The following is a 21824-nucleotide window of genomic DNA, read 5'->3' on the forward strand; positions in this document are numbered from 1 at the left end:
TTTCTTATATTAAAGAAAAATACTCCAAATATGAACAATAATACACTTACATATCGGGTATATAACCCTCAATCAGTATACACTTGCAGATCAAATGCTACAGAGAACCATGCGAGCATCAAATTCCCAACCACTAAATTCGCTGGACTCGGTCGTAGTCGCCGCGCTTCATCCTTACAAAACTTTAAGGTTCTGTGTGCGAAAACTAGGTCATTTGGGTTAATGTCCTTTTCTATTAAGGTTCCCCCAAAAGCTTCCACAGTCCAACCACTAAATTCCATGTTCTCGATAGTAGTCGCCACCTGACTTCCGCACTAAACTTCATAGTTTGGTGTGAAAACTACTACCAGTGGGACGGGCAGTAAGCGACACAGGAAGAGCGGAAAATCAAAGGCTAGACCTCAAACAAATCCCAAAGCTTTACCCCTACCGAAATATTATGCAAAAAAAAAGCCCCCGACAAATCGGGGGTCTAATAATCAAACCAATTGCTTCAGAAATGGAGCAATATTTCAATGGTAAATAGTTGTTGTAAACTATAGGAATTAATTCTTTTTCAACCAATCTTCCGTCACCCCATCGAGCACTTTAATTTTTTCTTCCAGGTTTCCTTTTAAGCGATCACGGATTTCACGCAAATTATCCAATAATTGTTGGGTATTATCCGGCAATTCCTCATTCAGAAATTCCTTGATGCGCTTGGCCAGCGTCGGTGATTTTCCATTAGTGGAAATCCCGATTTTCAAATCCCCCTTTTTGACGGTGGAGCCCAGATAAAAATCACACAAATGCGGAGTATCGGCTACATTGGTGAGCAGTCCCCGCTTTTTGGCTACCGGCTTAATTTCCTCATGCAGCTTTGGATTATCAGTGGCCAGAAAAAGTAAATCGCGGCCATCCAGATCATCCCACATGAAGGGCCGCTCTAATAAGCGAATCTGAGGCTTATCGGCCACTAATTGCTTCAATTCCGCAGAAATATCTCGGGCTACGATGGTGATGGCTGCCCGGGGGTCATTTTTCAGCAAAGCCCCCACTTTTTCCGTCCCGACAAAACCACCACCCACGACCAAAATATTCGTCTGGTCTACTTTTACAAAAATGGGAAATAAAGGATTTCCTTCCATATCAATTTAATTTAAGGCTTGCTTCAAAGCTGCTTGTTCAAAAACAGAAGATAATACATTGGAATTTAACCTTCGGGCCACACCACCAAAAATGATAATCGCCGGAGCTCCCATTCCTTTCTCCTCCACCAGTTGAGCAATATTATGCACTTTACCCACTACAGATTGTTCCTCCTCTGTTGTTCCATTTTGCACCACCGCCACATCCAGGTCCGCTCTTCCGGCCTCCTGAAAAGCTGCAGCAATTTCCTGTAAGCGGCGCATGCCCATCAACACGACCACCGTGGCCGTTGACTGAGCCGCCAGGCGGATGTCATTGGACATTTGACCATTGCGGAGGGTACCGGTGATCACCCAGAAACTTTCAGAAATCCCTCTTTCCGTCAACGGAATACCCACTGAGGCCGGAACGGATAAAGAAGAACTCAAACCGGGCACCACTGCGGTCAACAAACCATTGGTTCGGGCGTAATCAATTTCCTCCTGTCCTCTTCCGAAAACAAAGGGATCGCCTCCTTTCAACCTTACCACATGCCCCCAGATACGCGCATACTGCACAATCATGCGATTAATCTCTTCCTGCTTGGCGGAATGCTGCCCGGCACGCTTCCCCACATAAATTTTGGGAACACCCGGACGCGCATGCTGCAACAATTCCGGATTCACCAGAGCATCATATAAAATACAATCAGCAGCCGCAATGGCTTTAATGCCTTTTACCGTAATTAAATCCGGGTCTCCGGGTCCTGCCCCCACCAAAGTGAGTGCAGGTAAATTTTGATTTTCATGCTTCATGCTACACCACCTCCTGCTTTTTTTGAAATTCCTTTAAGGTTTCTGTAAATGCTTTGGCTTCCGCCAGATACTGCTGCGCAAAGGCAGCGGTTGGATCCTGCTTGTTGATTCGCAACACAAACTCCTCAAAACTTCCACCCGCAACGGAAACATCGCCCGTCTGTACATATTCCTTATCAAATGCCTGAATCACTTTGACTTGATTACTCGCTTTTACTTCTTTGGCAATCAAAAGTGCTTTGGCGGCATTCACCAAAGCCGCATAGGCATGATAAATTCCATCTGCATATCTCCCATCCGCCACAGCGGCTTCTGAAAGACCAATCTTTTCTTCTACTTCAAAGAAAAGCGTCGCCACCAAATCCACTATCACACCGGCACATTCTCCGACCTCAGTCTCTACTTTATACTCTGTTGTGTAGCCCCAATCCAAATAATCGTCCGGAATTAAAGTGGTCAGATTCGCCAATGGCTTCAATAGATTGAAGAAATAATCCTTACCCTGACGCAGGAAATAAGCATAATAATATTCCCCATCCTCTGCATGTGTTTCATAATCATTCAGCAACATTCGAAGCGCTTCAGGCCCTCTCTTGGAAGGAATTTTGATCACTTTCTCTCCCAGATATCCCACACCATCTTTCCCAATACCGCCACCCAACAATAACTGAAGTGCGGGCAAGGTCTTTTTATTCTCCTTATTTCTTAGGGAGGAGCCATGAATACCAATGGACGCGATGGTGTGCTGTCCGCAGGCATTCGGGCAACCACTAATTTTTATATTCATCGCATGGTTTTTCACATATTCCGGATATTCATTGATCACCACATTTTCCAACACCGTCGCGATATTGGTGGAGTTACTAATGGCCAAATTACAGGAATCTGTCCCGGGGCAAGCCGTGATATCCGCCAAAGAATCAAATCCTGGCTCTGCTAAATTCAGCGCATCCAAAGCATTGAATAAAGCAGGTAAGTTTTCCTCGTTTACAAACCGTAAAATATAACCCTGATTAATCGTCACGCGAAAATCATCCTGTGCAAACTTTTGGGCCACGGCCGCAAAAGCACGGGCGCGATCAGATTTCAAATCACCATTGGGCAATTTTATGGCCACTGAAAAGAAACCTTCTTGTTTCTGCGGATTAACATTTACTTCTTTCCAAAGGGCAAATTTCTCTTCCAATTCCGAAGCCACCACCTCCGGATAAATTTCCTCCGGTATACTGGCTTGCTGGAAATCGGCATAGGGAATCGCATAAGATTTATTCGGCAATGCCTGCTCTTCTTCCGCTGCCAGTCGTAAAATTTCTTCCACGCCCAAATCTTTCAACAGAAATTTGAAACGGGCTTTCATTCTTCGGTTTCGTTCTCCCCAACGATCAAAAACGCGGATAATCGCCTCAGAAAAAGGAATTAATCGATCTTCTTCCAGGAAATCAAAAATCGGCTCGGCCATGGAAGGCTGGGCACCAAGCCCTCCACCCAATAACACTTTGAATCCACGAACAACTTCTCCCTCCACAGTTTTCACTTTAGGAATAAAACCCAGATCATGAATAAAGGATAATGCGCTATCTTCTTCACTGGAGCTAAAAGCAATTTTAAACTTTCGGCCCATTTCCTGACATATCGGGTTTCTCAGGAAATACTTGAACATTTCCTCCGCATAAGGAGCCACATCAAAGGGTTCTGCCGGATCCACGCCTGCATAGGCTGAAGCGGTAATATTACGCACCGTATTACCACAAGCCTCACGCAGGGTAATATCGTCCTGCTCCAGTTTTGCCCATAATTCCGGCGATCGGTCAAGCGATACATAATGCAATTGAATATCCTGACGGGTGGTCGCATGAAGATTACCACTACCAAATTCCTCCGCCAGATCCGCTATTCTGACCAATTGGCGCGCACTTAAACGGCCAAATGGCAATTTAATCCGGATCATCTGGACACCGGGCTGGCGCTGACCATAAACCCCACGAGCCAGTCGCAGGCTCCGAAATTTATCGTCGTCAATTTTTCCATCTTTGTGCAGCTGAATTTTTTCAGCCAAATCGATAATGTCCTGTTGTACCACAGGATTCTCGATATTTTCTAGTTCAGATCTGAAGCTTTGCATGATTATGGTTTGAGTATTTAGATTCGATTGGATATAAAAAAACCTTCCTATAAAATAAGAAGGCATGCTTTTAATAGAAGGAATATGAGCTGCTAACAGCAATCACAACAAAGCATACCTTTCCCACCCATCCAACAACAATGGTTTTTATCACCTGCTTGCTTTGCAAAGTACAAATACAAATTAAAGTGGGTATGAGACATGCTTATTAATTTAAGATTAATTCAAAAGTAGAGAAAGTCTGGCAATTACACAACCCCTGCATTTTCAATTTTCGTCTTTTCAGTGACAATTGTTACTTAGTATGCAAAATATCCGCTGAAAGTTTCAAATTTGACAAAAAAATATCGACCTCTGGAAAAAGTCGATATTTTTTAATTAATCCTAAGCTCAAGCCAACACTAGCCAAATTAATTATGGCCAAAACGGAATATCCTGAAACTTTATCCTCTGTCCTAAAACAGAAACTGAAGCTGTGAAAGCCCGATAACAATGAAAATCCCTCCTAAAACGGCACTCAATTTTTTTTGGTGCCCCATCAAACGTTCACTTCCCCATTTGCCCAATTGGCTGTAAGATCTTAAAATCGCCAACTTACCGAAGAAGACGCCGGTTAAGAATAGGGCTACTGTATAAGGTTCAAAATTGATTAATTCACTCAATGGGTACCAGGCAAAAATAAATAACCAGTAGGGAATAGCCTGTGGGTTCAGGCTCGCTACTATCAGTCCTCGCAGATAAGGTGGGAATTTACTCCAAATAGAGGGCTGATCATTTGAACGCGCCGGTGTCACCAATACAGTGGTTCCGATAAGAATAAGTGCCAGGCCAATGAACCCTCTCAATACCGGATGACTTTCCAAATAATGGAGCACCATCGTCCCGATCAGCAGCGCAGATAAACCCATAAAAATCTCCACCGTTGCTGCTCCATAGCACATCATGCGGGCAGAAGGCAAATCATTATTCGAACTGGTTTTCAATACGGTCATATTGATGGGGCCGATGGGAATAGCTCCAACAAAGCTACCACCAAAACCCAACAATAAGGCAATAATAGACTGTGACATGTAATCTTATATCGATAAAGGATTCTTTTGTTAAGCTAAAATTAGAAGATTTTCTTAGAAATAACCTAATCCGTCCGGGAATTGACGATTACCGTCTTCATATTCGCAAATTCAAGCATGCCTTCCTGTCCCATTTCCCGGCCAAAACCGGACTGCTTGGCTCCGCCAAAGGGTAATCTTGGATCCGATTTCACCATTTCATTAATGGCTACGAATCCGGTTTGTATTTTCGGAATCAGGCTATTTGCCAGCAGCTCATCCTGCGTCCAGACGGATGCCCCCAAGCCATGCGGCACCTTATTGATCAAGTCCGGCAATTCCTCTTTATGTGAATAAGTAGTAATCATCCCTACTGGTCCAAAAAATTCCTCCTGATAAGGCAACATTTCCGGCTTCACGCCTCTCACCAAGGTAGGTTCAAAATGATTATCGATGCGATTTCCCCCAAAAACCAATTCCGCTCCCTGCGCCAAAAGCTGATCCAACTGACGTTCCAACTCATCCACCAAATCTTCTCTGGCCATCACGGACATTACCGTATTTGCTTCCAGGGGATCCCCAATGACTAAGTCCTCCGAAAGGGCCTGAATCTTTTGTTCAAACTCCTCTACCACGGACTCATGCACGATAAAGCGTTTCGCCGCAATACAGGTTTGCCCACTATTGAGCATTCTGGAAGTAAATCCTTTGGCGGCGGCAGCTTGTACATCTGCAGTTTCGGTGACAACAAAAGCATCAGAACCGCCCAATTCCAGCACACATTTCTTCAAATGCTTGCCAGCCAGGGCGGCCACAGCCCTGCCGGCACGATCACTCCCGGTTAAGGTGACACCCTGAACGGAGGGATGGGCAATTACTTTTTCTACCAATTCCACCTCTATTATAAAATGGCGGAATACCGAAGAAGGAAATCCGGCATTATGGAATAATGCCTGAATATATTCCCCACATCCGAGCACATTGGGCGCGTGTTTTAATAATACCACATTCCCCAATAAAAGTGTCGGGATAGCAAAGCGGATCACCTGCCACAAAGGGAAATTCCAGGGCATAATCGCAAGCACTCCACCAATAGGATCAAAGCGAACGTAAGATTCCGAAAATTCCGTATTAACCTTTCGCTCCGCTAAAATCGCATCTGCATGCTGTAAATAATAATCAATTAAAACACCACATTTGTCTACTTCTGCCAATGATTCTCTAATGGGTTTACCCATCTCACGAGTAATCAGCTCCGCCAATTCCTGACGATGAGCTTTGAGTTCTTCCGCAAAAAGACCTACATATTTTTTACGTTGTTCCAATGAATAATCAGCCCATAATCGAAATGCTGCTGCACTTTCTTCCAACTGGCTATCCAGGGCCACCTCATTCATTTTCGTAAAAGAGGATAATACCTCCCCCGTATAGGGATTCACTGATTGAAATATATTTGACATTATAATTGACTGCTCGATCCTAAATGGACATTAAAATAGGCTGCAAGTTAAACAGTCCCACGAAAAATGCCTTTTATACCACCTACAAATCACCCAATATATTGGTGAACTAACAATAATTCTACGATTGTTTAAAAAAACACCAGCCATTTCCGCCGATAAAACCATATCACGTCTTTCAATATACATCAAAGGGTAACATCGGTAGGGATCCTTCCTGTTCCACTGTTCGCCGCTAATCATCTATATTTACTGTGAAAAAAGGAAGTGATTGGCTCCCCAAGCAGGGCTTTCAAAAACATACTACAAAATCCGTTTCAGCCGAATAGGACATGATAAAATCGGCTAATGGCATGATCGCAAGCGGGAAGGAAAAGCTTCTGCTTTTGCATTTATCCTCTAAAAGCAGCAATGAAGGGCAGGCAAGAAAGCTCAACTTTGGATTTCTCAAAGACCGGAACAATCGGAAATAAGGTGGACATTTGGCGCTTTGCCTGAGTGATTAATGCCTAAGCCGGATTATTCATGTTTAAGATCGTGTTAAAAGCACAACATTCGGCGGGAAAAATGAAAGAATATTCCCCTATTTCTTTTTTTCAACGAAGCGAAGGGATGAGGAGAATGCAAGCTTGTGCATATCTTGACTATTCAACAATCAGCAAAACCTTAAAAACCATACTGATACATAGCCTTTTGGGTAAATTCACACCATTTGGCGGTGAATTTTTTGGGTGAATATCCGGAATGATCTTCCAGCATATATGATAAAAAATTCAATATATTGCTCAATAAATCGGCAGCATCTGAATTTACTTCGGCATAATCATGCATTAAGTAGAGGTAGAAAAGAATTTGCCGATGTTCAATTTTTAAAATGACTTAACCAAAGTTTTTTTAGCGCACTCATAACATGATGAAAGCAACAAAATGGGGAATTATTGGCTGTGGAGATGTGGTAGAAGTAAAATCAGGTCCGGCCTTTTCATTAGTGGATGGCTTTGAATTGCATGCGGTCATGCGGCGAAATGCACAATTGGCACAGGATTTCGCCAAAAGACATGGGGTACCCCAATATTACTCGGATGCACAGGCACTCATTAATGACCCCGAGGTGGATGCAGTGTATATCGCCACCCCTCCTGACGCACATCAGGAATACGCCATTCAAGTCGCCAAGGCAGGTAAAATCTGTTGTATAGAAAAGCCCATGGCGAATGATTATCAATCCTGTGTCGCTATTAATCAGGCATTTGAATCCAGAGGATTACCTCTTTTTGTTGCTTATTACAGAAGAAGTTTGGAGCGCTTCCAAGAGGTTAAAAAATGGATTAGCGAGGGAGAGATTGGCACTCCCCGTCATGTGCATTGGCAATTAAGTCAACCCGCTTCTGATTTTGATATTGCCCAAAAGTATCAATGGAGAACGGATGAGCGAATCGCTCCTGGTGGCTATTTCGATGATCTGGCCAGCCATGGCATTGATTTTCTCTGTTATTTATTGGGCTCGATAAAGGAGGTCAATGGGCTGGCATGCAATCAACAACAGTTATATAAAGTTCCGGATGCCGTTGTAGCGCATTGGCAATTTGAAAGTGGGGTTACCGGGACAGGCGCCTGGAACTTCGGTTCTTTTAGCCGGGAGGATAAGGTGAAAATTTATGGTGCTAAAGGCGTAATTGAATGCGCAATATTTGAAGACCGGCCTTTTCAGCTGATCACTCAAAAAGGCCAAAAATATACTGATATTGCCTATCCCAAACATATCCAATATGATCATTTGAAAAAAATACAGGAAACGCTGGCAACAGGAGTACCGCATCCTTCCACAGGAAAAAGTGCCGCCCATACCGCCTGGGTAATGGAAGCAATTTTGCGGGGATAAAAAGCCTGAAAAAAATATTAAAGATAAAGTTTTAGCTTTAAACGCTTATAAAAAGAGAACGCATTACCCTTACCATGGCCGATATCAAACTACCATCACGCCTATATTATGGGAATTAAATCCATTCTCTCCATTGGAATAAATCATTTTGATTCAAAAGGCGCTACCGTCATGGGTAAGGGTTTAACTTTATATTTTATACACAGGTGAAAAATAAATCCCATATTACGACCTGAGACAGAAGCACTTTAACAAATTAAGCCGGATTATTCATGCGTGAAGGAATAATCCGGGCTAAGCATTTTTTCCCAGCCTATTGGTAAGATTTTAGGGGTCATTTATTGCCCGATTTTGGTGGAGCTTACCACCACCTGCTTGTTGGGAAAAAAGTCGAATTGAGTAATTAACCCGGAATAATCATGCTTAAATCCTCGTTAAGCTGCCAGGCAGAAAAAATGAAGAAATATTTCCTATTTTGAGTTTTTCCCAACGAAGCAGATGAACGAGGAGAAAGCAAGCCTGCCCCAAATTGGGCTATCAGAAATTGGTAGGGCAAATTACAACTAAATGATTAGCAGCTCTTACGGTAAATTCTAAAACTAGCAGTGAAAAATTCGGGTTAATCCTTCATTTCCCCTCACATTTTGGCAAAAGATGGATTTCAGTATGCACCAATATCTTGGAATCCTCGAATTGATTTATCCCAGAAAAGTGGCAAAATTTCCTCCAAAATGATTGGCATAGTCAGCCCGAAATAGCCAATAATATCCTGATCCTCTATAGCCACGAGAGCACCTCTCCTCTTTTGGTAATTCAACTTGGCCGAATTATTCACTTCTTTAATTATTTCTTTGATTTAAACAGCTTTTTTTCAAAACCATAAGTTTGTGTTTAGTGATTTATGAATTGCACAAATTTCGACAAGCTTTCTTACTCCACCTTCTCCTTTTTCCTGCATAAAAAATCGAAAAAAGGAGGCAGCTCCCCATTTCCCCCGCTTTCAGCAAAAGGAGGATTTAGGCATGCCTAATCCGGGTTAAAACCCGCTTCCCTCCATATATAAAAAGGAGCTCTTATTTAAATCCAATTTACAACCATCAGCACGCTGTATTTCTCACCGGAAAACAATACTAAACTGAAGAAATCCCTTGCTAAACGCCACTCCCATCCCTATGTAGGAAAGGCTTAAAAAGTCAATTTAAACAAAGCCCATCAGCCGCACACTTGTCTGAATTTTAAATAGGAAATAAGGCCAACAAGGCTTACAATTTTTAATATAAAAAAACAACACTAATAACGCAATATACAGTAATACTTCAAAATTATAAATATCACTTAATATATACCAACAAATAAAGCCAAACTGAACAAAATCAGAACATCAGAAAACACCCATGAACAAAAACACACAAATTAATGTATTTTATCGAGTAATAAGCCAATAATATCAAATTAAGGCTATGAATACAGCTTTTACCTAAAAAATAACTAAACTTACTTTTAATATATATTTTTATCCCAAAACAATTGATTGACATAAAAATCAACAATTCAAAAAATGTAACTTTTTACATTCATGCATTAAATCAACATTTGAAATAAATAATTTTAAGTAGAAGTAAGGCTACTCGTGTCCCTGAAACACCCTACAAGAAAAAACGCATATAGCTTCCCTAAAAAAGATCAATCTAAATACGCAACTAACCAATAAACACCCCCAAATAAACACCTAAAAATAAGACCACTGAAAATCACAAAAATACTTATTTCAACTAATGAAACATGTGGGAGAATTTTTCACATTAAAACAAAGAACTCAACGTTCCCTACATCTCTGTTGGGAACCTATTTTTAACCTATAAAAAATAACATGAAACGATTTTTAAAAATCAGTTCCACCTGCCTACTTATGGTGTTACTCTTCAGCTCGACAATGGCTCGACCTTCTTTTAACAAAAACAAGGATCTCCTACTAGCGTGTTTTGATCTTAAACCGGATGAAGACGATGTCCATGCAGCTGCAGCTTTGGCCAGCATCCTGAAACATCCTGACTATTCCAATATCGAATATTATGTAGTAGCCGGAGCATACGGCATACAGGGAGGCACCTATATTACCACCGCCGTGCCCGATTTTTATAATGTACTATTTGGCCCTGAGAACGAAAAATGGACTCATGCCCATGGTGATTGGCAAGGATCTGTTAATCGGGTCAAGTCCCTAGTCAAACAAAAATTAAACGCCGGAGCAAAAGTGTTTGTACAAGAAGCCGGCCAGTCAGATTTTATCCATGATGTGCTTAAAGCCCTTATTTCGGATGGAATGTCATCCGCTCTCATAAAATCAAATGTGGTGGTAGTGCAACACAGCCAATGGAATGAGGACAAGACCACTCAATGGAAACTTAATTGGGTGAAAGGCAACACCTCTTATTATAAGATTTCTGATGGTAATTCCTGCTGCAATGGCACTCCGGGTTATAATAATAAAAACACAAGCTGGATGCAGCAAGCGACTTCTATTAACAACCCCAACCCTTACAGTCGGGAATACTGGACCCGCGCCAATGAAATTTGCAAAAACTGGGTACCAAGCTGGGCGAATCCTACCATTAAAGAAGGTGGAGTCGACTTTTCTGACTGTGTGGAGAATTGGTGGATATTTGAAATGGGTAATATCGGCACAAACATCGAGAGCTTTTGGGAAAACTTTGTCCTCAACCCGATTTCTGATGGCGAAAATCCCGTTAGTCAATTAAAAATCAGCCCGATCCACGATGCCTACCTGCAGGGAAACACCCGATTCAATAACAACCTGCTACGGGTCGAACCTAATAATCGAACCAGCTATATGATGTTTGAAATACCGCAGTCGAGCCAACCGATTAGTGCTGTACAATTGCAATTAAGATGTAAGGATGATCCGGGCTATGGGCAAATAAACATTCAATTAGCCTCCCATTCCAACTGGACTGAAAGCACTTTAAGCAGTAGCAATAAGCCTATTGCAGGCGAACTATTAGCCAGCAAAAATCAAACTTTTAGTAATGGCACCACCTACCTTTGGGATTTAGACTTTAAAACATTCCCTGCTGCAGGCAAACTGAGCCTCATTATTGAACAGCAATCCGGCAATGATGTCGCTTTCAGCTCTAAAGAAGGAGGTAATGCTCCTACCCTTATTATCAATTACACTGAAAACAATAAGCGATCAAACGTGGTCGACCAGCGTCATACTGAAGAATGGCAGGCTTATCCTAACCCATGGAAGGCAGGACCTCTTCGCATTGAAACGCCTACCGGCGAGGGAAAAATACAGATAATGAATCTTTCGGGAAAGGTGGTATTTGGCCAGAAAATCACAGAAAAGGTAACGATCATTCCTTCGAGTTTTTGTCCGGAAGAGGGTAAATATTTGATTCAATACACGGACCAGCAACAATCCAGTAGTAAACTCATTTTAAAAGAAAAATAGACTTACATCAAAGTACATCAGCCGTATGATCATAAGGAAATGCGGCTGATTTTTTTCCAAAAAACCAGCCTTCTTCTTTCCTGATAATGCCAAATTCTGTATCCCCGGATGGAACAAACCCTTTCAAATAGCTCTTATTTAGGGGTATTTATTGACTCAAAAAAAACCAATTTGGGCTAAGCCTGCTTTTTCCACCTTCTTCTGCCCTGTTGAAAAACACGAAATGGGCAACTATTCCTATATTTTCACCTATGGGTAACGAATGGAGGGTCACCACAAACATTATAAAGCTTAATTATTTCCTGTTTCCAAAATCGCCAAGCACTACAACATCAATCTTGAGTCGGCGATTTATCGGATCTACCTTGAGGCTTCTTTTAGAGCATGGTTTAAAGCACCATCCGGCTGCAAATTCGAATTATGGGAAGCGATTTTGGATAATTTCCCACCAATAGCAATGCTATTTTCTCAAAATAATCGGGTATCGCTTCTGCAATAATTAAATTTTCGCTACGAATTTTGGCTATTAAACACGCTCTTCAACAGGATAACACCATAGTAAGTAATTGCATTAAATTTCAGCACTAGTGCGACTATATCCTAAAACATGAGGGGCACCTCCTGCACCCTATTCAACTCTTAATCAGGACCTTAAAACCTCAACCGTACGCTTTAAAATAGAGCAATCACCTATCAAAAAAGAATAAACATACATCAACATTAAGGCGACATTACCCTCAATAAAAAATTGACAAAATTCTATATCCTCCAAAGAAAAAAAACCTCATCTCACTCATTACCAAATACTTTCAAAACGAAGTAGTTAATGATAAACAAACAATCCAATAATCAGTATAATCCCCAGATTTTACCTTTAAATAATAAAAAACATTTTATTATATTTAAATTTTTAAATGTGAAATTAACCTGACAGAAACCAAAATCGTGATGAAAAAAACGAGATTCAATTTAATCATCCCTGCACTTCTGTTGCTGTTCAACTTTTCTCTAAGCTCTTGCAGCAAAGATGATGAGGTTACTCCAGCATACGGTACGGTAAGTGGAATCGTATTGGCCTATGAAAATGACCAACCACTAGCAGATGTAAATGTGAGCGTATTCCATGCTGACAGTAATGCACCGGTGGGGGAAAATACCACCACGAATGAAGAAGGGAACTTTTCCATTGATCTGGAGCCCGGAACTTATTTTTTAAGACTGGCCACTTTAGGATACCAGGAAGCTCCTCCGGTAGGCGTAGCCGCTATTCCATTCACCATAACCGCAGGTCTTACCACTAAACTGGAGTATGATCTGGTAAAATTAACAGACCAAGATGTGGGGGCGATTAGTGGCCAGATTCAAAATAATGGCCAAGGAATGGCGGGAGTATTGGTCACCGCAACTAATGCCAATGGTGATATAGCTTATTCGGCTATTTCCGGGCAGGATGGCCATTATACCATTTGGAATGTCCCTACGGGCAGTTACCAGGTAAAAGGCTATATTAAAGCATTTGATTCGGAAGTTATTACCACTAATACCAGCCAAGCTCAAATTACAGAAGGAGTCAATATTAATATGACTTCAGGTGGTGTTGCCAGTTTGGATGGTAGTGTAAAATTTTTGGCTACCGGCAATAAAATTGTAGACGTTGCTTTGATCCATCCTTTAACAAAACAGGCCATCCCAGGACTTGCCACCACCACTTCAGGCTCCTTTACTTTGAATGATATTCCGGATGGCGTTTACTTGGCTAGAGCAAGTTACAACAATGATTCATTGGTGGTTGACCCTGATTTTATTGTAAAGTTTGGGGAGCCTGTAGTAAGTGTTGAAGCTGGAAATGCCACCGTATCACAAGGAGAGTCCATTAAAAACGTGCTTGATTTTGCAGTTACTGGCGCCATTCTTTTGGAAGGACCGACAAACGACCCTGCTGAAATCATCCCAATGGAAACTTCAGCTGCTGGCCTTACCTTCTCGTGGAAAGCCTATTCAAGCACCTCCGATTATGTGATTGAACTCCAGGACATCAATGGAAACATTATCTGGGGTGGCTTTGACACTACCGGAGAAACTCCTATCAAAAATATCTCCACCAAGGCAACTTCTATTACCTATGACGGTCCGGCTTTAAGAGCAGGGCGTATTTACCGTTGGAAAGTTTATGCCAGCAAAGATCAAAATAACACAGGAGGATGGAGTTTAATCTCCATGAGTGAAGACCAAATGGGGCTTATTCAAATTGTTGAATAACGTCCGTTGAAATAATTATTTTAAATTACTAAAAAGGCCGGTTCTCTAGCATTTGGAGAACCGGCCTTTATTTATTAACCTGATTAATTCATGCTTAAATCCTCGTTAAGCTGCTAGGCAGGAAATATACAGGCAAAGTTAATTTTTCGAGTTATCTCCAACAAAGCAGAGGAATAAGGAGAAAGTATGCCTAGCCAAATTTGGGCTTTCAGAAATTTAGTAGATCCAATCGTAAAAAATTGACTATCGCCCCTTGCGATAGACCCTAAAACTAGCGGTGAATAATTCGCGTTAATTCATGCTTAAATCCTCGTTAAGCTGCTAGGCAGGAAATATACAGGCAAAGTTAATTTTTCGAGTTATCTCCAACAAAGCAGAGGAATAAGGAGAAAGTATGCCTAGCCAAATTTGAATAATTAAAAAATCAGCAAAACCATTCAAGTCAACCAGACAACTAATACCTTATTACCCCCCAATCAAGAAGCGGTGAATAATACAGATTAAATCAACTCCATATCTTTGAATAAATTTGGAGCCCTATAATTTCCATACTCTCAGATTCGATTATACCACAACTCAATTTAGAGCATTTTTAAGACGCACCATCCGGCGGCATATTCGAATTATAGAAAGCGATTTTGGATAATTTCTCCACCATACCGATCCTATTCTCTCAAAATAATCGGGTATGGCTTCTAGAATACTTCAAATTTTCGCTTCGAAAATTGGCTTTTAAACACGCACTTAGATTCCGAATTTTTGATATTTTAATCGAATTCTTAATCATAAAGCAAATCATCTGTCAATGGAAGTCGCTTATCGTCCATTCGTTTCATGGCGTTTACCTCATACACCCGCTTCAACTGCCACAGCGGTCGCTCCAATTCTGCCTCCCATTCATAAAGGCGCTTAAACATGGCCCTTACTTTATCCGGATGCTCATAGGCCAGGTTATTTTCTTCACTTTCATCCTTGGCAATATTATAAAGCTCTGCCGGACGATCCGGATAGCGCAATAATTTCCAATCTCCTTCCCGAATGACGCCCCTGTTTTCTTTTTTCCAGAACAACACCTCATGGGGAGCTGATTTGTTTTTTCCACTCACAAAAGGAATCAGATCCACCCCATCCAATCCTTCAATTTGCTGCGCATCACCACCTGCTACATTCACAAAAGTAGGGAGCATATCCAGCATACTGATGGGTTGTTGAAAAGTAGTCCCTGGCTTAATCACCTTTGGCAACTTCATCAAACAAGGCACCCGAATACCACCTTCCAGATGATTCGACTTGCAACCACTAAGCGGATAATTACTGGTCATGGTGCCATCGGGTCCACCATTATCATTGGAAAAGACGATCAGGGTGTTTTCTTCCAGCCCCAGCGCCTTCACTTTTTCCATAATCGTACCACAGGCCCTATCGAGGGAAAGTGCCATAGCTGCCAGCTTTTTACGTTTCCCTTCCAAACCCTTCACCTTTTCCAAATCTTCTTTGGTAGCCTGCAGTGGCGCATGCACTGCATTGAAAGATACATACATAAAAAATGGTTTATTTTGGTGTCGCTCCATAAAGTCGCAGGCTTCTTCGGCAATGGCATCGGTCAGATATTGATCGGTTTCTGCAAAATTCCCATATCCTCTCTCCAGTCGGTCCTCTTTTTTAATATAAGTTTGCTTTTGCGTCAGCGGGAAAAAACTTCTGGATCCACCTCTGAAACCATAAAATTCATCAAAACCTCTGTTCAAAGGGTGAAATTTATCTGCATTACCCATATGCCATTTCCCCAGAATAATAGATTTATATCCCAGCGGATTCAGATAATCTGCTATGGTTTTTAAATGTAAGGGCAAGCCCATTTCATCTCCCAGCAGTTTAGAAGATTCACTCATATATCCCGGGACATTATTTTCTTCATAGCCAAATCGCTGCTGATAGCGCCCCGTCAACAAGCCTGCCCGTGAAGGGCCACAAACAGCCGAAGTGGTATAAGCCTGTTTGAAAAGGACTCCCTCTCTGGCCAATTGGTCCAGATGAGGTGTTTCAAAAGTTTTACTCCCCTGAAAACCGAAATCATGATACCCGGCATCATCGGCAAAAAGAAAAATGATATTGGTTTTTTGAGCAGGAACAGCAAAGCCACTAAATATCAACAAAAACATTAAGCAGATAAGGCGCCAAAAGTCAGGAGAAAGCTTTTTCATAGCAATAAAAATTTAATCAACACTTTTTAAAAAATAACTGCAGTAAAGAAAGGTGACTGGAAGGAATAGCATGGGGAGGAAAAACCCGAAAAGAAGGGGTTATATTTCAGGAATTTATCATCAGGCTCAATAAAACTGGAAATAAACTTACCGTAATAAAAAAGGGAAGAGGAGGATCTTGCCCAAGCAGGATGGGACAAACAAATGGTACTGGGTGAAATTGTACTTTGCTAACAATCTCTCCATTTAGCACGTTACTTTTTAAAAACCGAGTAGCGGAACCTCTTCGAAAAATTTAAATTCAGTGCTCATGTCCGATAATAATTTAGCCCGCAAAATAAGTAACACCCTGGAGGTCAGCATCCGACTGATTTTATTGCTTTTAGTCATTGCCTGGTGCCTGTCCTTATTATATCCGTTTTTGAATGTGGTACTATGGGGCGTCATTTTCGCAGTAGCACTATCACCCGTGTATTTAAGCTTGAGAGAGCGTCTGAATAAAAATGATAAGCTGTCCTCCTCCATTATCGTTATCGTTTTGCTGCTTATTTTGATCATTCCCTCCTATTTCCTAATTGATTCCCTAGTCGATAGCCTAAATAAAATAGGAGAACAAATTCAAAATGGAGAAATCAAGGTTCCGACTCCTAATGCCAAAGTAAGGGAAATCCCACTGATCGGTGATAAGGTATTCGAATTATGGGCGGAAGCCTATAAGGATATGGAAACACTGTTGTCCCATTATACCACGGAATTAGCGGATCTGGGAAAATGGATGCTTTCCGCAACCCTTGGTACCATAATAGGGGTTTTACAATTCGTAGTTTCGATCATTATCGCCGGAGTATTATTGGCCACCAGTGGTACTTATCATCTTACCGAACGGTTTTTCATTAAACTGGTAGGAAATAAAGGTAAAGAATTCACCGAATTAATGGAAAGTACCATCCGGAATGTGACCAAAGGAATATTAGGGGTAGCAGTGATCCAATCGCTCTTGCTTGGTGTCATTTTCCTATTAGCCGGAATACCATATGCAGGATTATGGACACTTTTTTGCCTCATCCTTTCCATCGTGCAAATTGGCCCCGGATTAGTGGCTTTACCCATAATTTTCTATCTATTTAATACAGAAAGCAGCCTGACTGCCTCCTTCTGGACAATCGTGATTTTCATCGCGACGCTTTCAGACAATGTATTAAAACCTATATTATTGGGAAAAGGTGCTGCGGTGCCGACACTCGTAATTTTCCTTGGCTCTATAGGGGGATTTTTACTCAGCGGATTTATGGGACTTTTCACTGGGGCCATCGTCCTGTCGATAGGTTATAAATTACTGATAGCCTGGCTGGAGATGGAGCGTGCGCCTGAAGCAGACAATCCTGATTAAGGCTGGCTCCCGGAAAGGACTTCCAGAAAGACAACAAAGCCTGTTCACTAGGTGACTAAGACTGGTCGGTTGGTTCGTTTGGTATGGCGGAGGTCAAATTTGGGAATACCTGATTTATAAATCTTGAATTCAAATTTTCGCTGTGAATTTTGGCTTTTAAACACGCTCGAAATTTAGCAGTTAATAATCCAGATTAGAGCCAAAAAAAGCGACACTTTTCAGTATCGCTTTTTTATATATAGTTTCAATTAGTTCGGCACCGTTGCTCGGAAAAGCAGCCCATTACCTTCAATGGTATAATCCACTCCGGCCGCTACCATACCCGTTTCACCGGCTTTAAGATTGTAAGTTACATTGGCAGACTTTACGGTGGCTTCCTCTCCTTCCAACATAATCAAGATGTCGAAAGAGTGTCCCGCAGGCGCATTGAAAAGCTGGCCTTCCGATACCTCCACACGAGAAATCTCGAAATCAGGCGCAGGAGAACCATAAACTTTTTCTGCAGCCGTGCGATCGTCCCCTTTTAGGATATTAGGAACAGTAGGCTCGAATTTGGTATGTTTCAACAATTCAGGAACATCAATATGCTTCGGCGTTAAGCCACCACGCAATACGTTGTCCGAATTGGCCATCAACTCCATATTCACCCCTTCCAAATAAGCATGCGGTACACCAGCGTCCTGAAAAACAGCGTCCCCTTTCTCCACTTTTACCACATTGAAGAAATAAATAGAGAAAATACCACGATCCAGATTCTCCGAAATGCTGTCTGCTTCCGCAACTGTTTTCGCAGCCCAGAAATCAGAAGAAGTCTTTTCAATACTGCCTTGCTGAAAAGCCGGAACGATACGCTCCATCAAAGGAGCCAAAATGCGATCTACTTCCGACTGAGGCAATTCCATGATGTGAGCATAAAGGGCTTTATAGTTGTCCCCCTCAAAATAGGATGCTAATTCAGCGAATTCAGGAACTTCTGCCAAAACCGCTTTTAATTCCGCAGCCGGCTTAAAGCCATGCAACAAATAGAATTCTGTCATCGCCACCATAATTTCAGGCTTATGGTTGTCATCTTTATAGTTTCGGTGCGCTGCATTTGCAGGAATACCTTCCGCATTTTCACGAGCAAAACCCTTTACTGCTTCTGCCTTGGTTGGGTGTACCTGAATAGACAACATGTCTTTAACATCCAACACCTTGAAGAGAAAAGGTAATTTCCCATCAAATTTTGACGCAATTGCTTCTCCCAGATATGCCGAAGGATCCTCAGCGATTAATTTATCCAGGGCCACATTGGGCTCCACGCCAACCAAAGTGGCTGGTGCATTTTGGTGAGCGCCCATCCAGTATTCTGCATAAGGCTGATGCTCCTCATTATTGAGATGAAGAAGATCGGGAATGAAATTAAAACCTCCCCAGGCATAATGCTGTACTACTCCTTTGATTTTGGCCGCTTCTACAAATTTGTTCATGATATGTACTTTAAAAAAAATCTCGTTCTTGTATTAATAGGTTTCCCTGATGTGTTTGGTACTGAATTTCACTGCCTGTTCTTCTGAACGGAACAAAATGGTTTGGGCTACACCCGCTTCCACATCCACAAAATTATTGGAAAATATGCCCGAAGCCTTTCCAGCGTCCACATAAACATCCTTGGCAAAGGCATCTGCCGTAAGCGTTAGCTCAAAACCCTCCTTCACCTGCTTTTGTGAAATCTTCACTGCTGTTTCCGGTAATTTCAGGTCCTTGGTTCTGCGATAGAAGAAATGCTTCTCCTGTTTTTCCCCGTCCACTTCTAAGGTCATTTTTAAATAGCCTTTGGAAGCAATAAATCCTTTCGGTAAATCTGACAGGGCCAGTTGTTCCACCACTTCGCTGCTTGAGGAAGCAATATCCACTGATTTCTCCTTTTGCTGATAGACTTTTCCTGTGAAATCCTTCCACTCTAACACTAATTTACCTCGTTTATGCTCCGGTAAATCAGATACCAAATAAATTTTCAATTGATCTTCCTCCGTTTCTGTGCTGATCAGGATCGGCTCAAAAGCACGTTGCATTGTGAAATAAAATGCTTTACGCTTCCCATAATAATCAATCGCTGACCAGGAAGCAGCCGGCCATACATCATTCAACTGCCATACTAAAGAACCCATACAGAAAGGCATATTCCGGCGGTGTGCTTCCATTCCGATTTGCATACCGTAACCCTGAAGCACCTGAGAAACATAGACAAAATCCTCAAAATCTTCCGGTACGCGGTAATCTCTCTGCATGTATTCCAAAATGGTGACATTACCAATAGAGGACTTTTGGTGAATATTCATCACCGGAGATTCCAATGCCCAATCTTTCTCTTCAGAAAAACGCTTAATGCTCGACATTATCGGGAAGGACTGAAATCCGAATTCAGACATAAAACGAGGAATTGCGGTATTGTAACTTTCAAAAGGTAATTTCCCCCACCAAACACCCCAATAATGATTATCACCTATGGCGAAATCTTTGGTGTCCCCCCAATTGGAAATCGGAGAAGATGGATAATAGAAACGACCAGCATCCAAATCCGCGACCACTTCCGGTAATAGTTCTTTGAATAAGGCTTCATAGCCATGGTACATCTTTACCGAATCTTCCGGGGAATAACCAAAAGCATCATGCCAGCCCCAATTTTCCCAACCCACCTGGACTTCATTATTACCACACCACATGGCCAGGGATGCATGATTGCGCAAACGCTTCACATTATATTCGGCTTCTTTTTTTACATTGGCTAAAAAGGCTTTATCCCAGGGGTACATCGTACAGGCAAACATAAAATCCTGCCACACCAATAATCCTAATTCATCGCACAGTTCATAGAACTGATCATTTTCATATATTCCACCACCCCATACTCGGATCATATTGTTATTCGCCTCCTTGGCAGCATTTAACATTTGAACATAATCCGCTTCGGTTACGCGAGGTAAAATATTATCCTGAGGAATATAGTTGGTGCCTTTCATGAATAGCGGCTTACCATTGACTTTCAGGTAGAAACTTTCTCCATCGGCATCCGGCTCATTTACCACTTCTACCGTTTTAAATCCAATGCGCTGCTCCTGACGATCGGCCAGTTTCCCATTGATGCGTAAATCTGCCCGGTATTCATAGAGATGCTGCTCACCCATACCATTCGGCCACCATAATTTTGGATCCTCCACAGTGAAGGAAACCTTCAACTCATTAGCCCCTTTTTGCAATTTCTCTCCTACAGAGGCGATCAAATTATCCTGAGCATCATAAATATCCAGCTCACCAAATTCATGCAGCAGCGAATGCACTTCAACCGCTACTTCCACTTCTGCAGCCTGTTCCGAAATCGATTGCGGCTTCAGGTGAAAATCGCGGATTTCCCCGGCATTATACGCGCGTAAATTCACAGGACGATAAATGCCCATGGTCACCAAACGTGGTCCCCAATCCCAGCCATACATATAGGGGGCTTTTCGGGTAAATACGCTCATCTTCTCATCCGCTGCATCATTCTGAGCAGGGAATTCATAATTGAACTGATCATGAAGGGGTTTGGCTACGCGTAAAGGAGAATTAAATACCACTTTTAATTCATTCGTTCCGGCTTTTAAATATTCCTTAACATCCGCCTCGTAAGCTATGAACATATTTTCCGCCTGAAGCACCCGATGACCATTCACACTCACTTCCGCATAGGTATCCAAACCTTCAAATTGCAGGGCTACCTGGTCATAATCCAGCCAGTGCTCCTCCAGTTGAAATTCATTGGTATACACCCAGTCTTTTTCGGAAACCCATTGAACAGCATCCTCATTGGAGCCCAAAAAAGGATCCGGAATGACACCGGCTTTCATCAGATCCCAGTGAACTTCCGAAGGAACAATTGCGGGATATTTGGCCTCTTTTCCAAGCTCCCGTAACTGCCAGCCTTCCCTGATACTTTTGGTGAGTACTGGTGGTTCCTGGGTGGTGGAACAGCTCAAAATGCCCATGAAAATGACGAAAAAAAAGCCAAAAGAGAATGCTTTTAACATTGATAAAGGGGTTTA

General features: G+C 42.0%; 12 protein-coding genes. 4 read left to right on the forward strand and 8 right to left on the reverse strand.

Annotated elements, in window-relative coordinates; genetic code table 11:
• Positions 1-545: 545 nt before the first annotated feature.
• From AAA970_RS19770 to AAA970_RS19790, 5 genes are all read right to left on the reverse strand, one after another.
• Entirely contained in the window at positions 546-1127 is a 582-nt protein-coding gene (locus tag AAA970_RS19770; RefSeq protein ID WP_338238622.1) for a precorrin-2 dehydrogenase/sirohydrochlorin ferrochelatase family protein, read from the reverse strand.
• A gap of 6 nt (positions 1128-1133) precedes the next feature.
• On the reverse strand, positions 1134-1922 hold the full coding sequence (gene cobA / locus AAA970_RS19775) for a uroporphyrinogen-III C-methyltransferase (protein ID WP_338238623.1): 789 nt from the start codon (positions 1920-1922) through the stop codon (positions 1134-1136).
• 1 nt (position 1923) lies between these two features.
• Complete coding sequence (locus tag AAA970_RS19780; RefSeq protein WP_338238624.1) at positions 1924-4044, reverse strand: nitrite reductase; 2121 nt, start codon at positions 4042-4044, stop codon at positions 1924-1926.
• 455 nt (positions 4045-4499) lie between these two features.
• Positions 4500-5114 (reverse strand): LysE family transporter, encoded by a 615-nt coding sequence (locus tag AAA970_RS19785; protein WP_338238625.1) that lies wholly within the window; start codon positions 5112-5114, stop codon positions 4500-4502.
• 65 nt (positions 5115-5179) lie between these two features.
• Complete coding sequence (locus AAA970_RS19790) at positions 5180-6553, reverse strand: NAD-dependent succinate-semialdehyde dehydrogenase (protein WP_338238626.1); 1374 nt, start codon at positions 6551-6553, stop codon at positions 5180-5182.
• 910 nt (positions 6554-7463) lie between these two features.
• Between AAA970_RS19790 and AAA970_RS19795 the strand changes: the two genes are divergently transcribed.
• From AAA970_RS19795 to AAA970_RS19805, 3 genes are all read left to right on the forward strand, one after another.
• Positions 7464-8435, forward strand: coding sequence for a Gfo/Idh/MocA family protein (locus AAA970_RS19795; RefSeq protein ID WP_338238627.1), 972 nt, complete (start codon positions 7464-7466; stop codon positions 8433-8435).
• Between the two features lie 1870 nt (positions 8436-10305).
• On the forward strand, positions 10306-11910 hold the full coding sequence (locus tag AAA970_RS19800; RefSeq protein ID WP_338238628.1) for a CBM96 family carbohydrate-binding protein: 1605 nt from the start codon (positions 10306-10308) through the stop codon (positions 11908-11910).
• A gap of 948 nt (positions 11911-12858) precedes the next feature.
• Positions 12859-14169: an MSCRAMM family protein gene (locus tag AAA970_RS19805; protein ID WP_338238629.1), complete on the forward strand. Its 1311-nt coding sequence runs from the start codon at positions 12859-12861 to the stop codon at positions 14167-14169.
• Positions 14170-14948: 779 nt separating this feature from the next.
• On the opposite strand, the gene AAA970_RS19810 is transcribed toward AAA970_RS19805, so the two are convergent.
• Positions 14949-16373: a sulfatase-like hydrolase/transferase gene (locus AAA970_RS19810; RefSeq protein WP_338238630.1), complete on the reverse strand. Its 1425-nt coding sequence runs from the start codon at positions 16371-16373 to the stop codon at positions 14949-14951.
• Between the two features lie 310 nt (positions 16374-16683).
• Between AAA970_RS19810 and AAA970_RS19815 the strand changes: the two genes are divergently transcribed.
• Positions 16684-17763 (forward strand): AI-2E family transporter, encoded by a 1080-nt coding sequence (locus AAA970_RS19815; protein ID WP_338238631.1) that lies wholly within the window; start codon positions 16684-16686, stop codon positions 17761-17763.
• Between the two features lie 248 nt (positions 17764-18011).
• Here the strand turns inward: AAA970_RS19815 and manA are convergent, their stop codons facing one another.
• A complete protein-coding gene (manA, locus tag AAA970_RS19820) occupies positions 18012-19232 on the reverse strand; it encodes a mannose-6-phosphate isomerase, class I (protein WP_338238632.1) in 1221 nt (406 codons plus the stop codon).
• Between the two features lie 33 nt (positions 19233-19265).
• Positions 19266-21809, reverse strand: coding sequence for a beta-mannosidase (locus AAA970_RS19825; protein WP_338238633.1), 2544 nt, complete (start codon positions 21807-21809; stop codon positions 19266-19268).
• Positions 21810-21824 lie beyond the last annotated feature (15 nt).

The sequence above is a fragment of the Persicobacter diffluens genome, from assembly GCF_036244895.1.
Taxonomy (GTDB): domain Bacteria; phylum Bacteroidota; class Bacteroidia; order Cytophagales; family Cyclobacteriaceae; genus Persicobacter; species Persicobacter diffluens.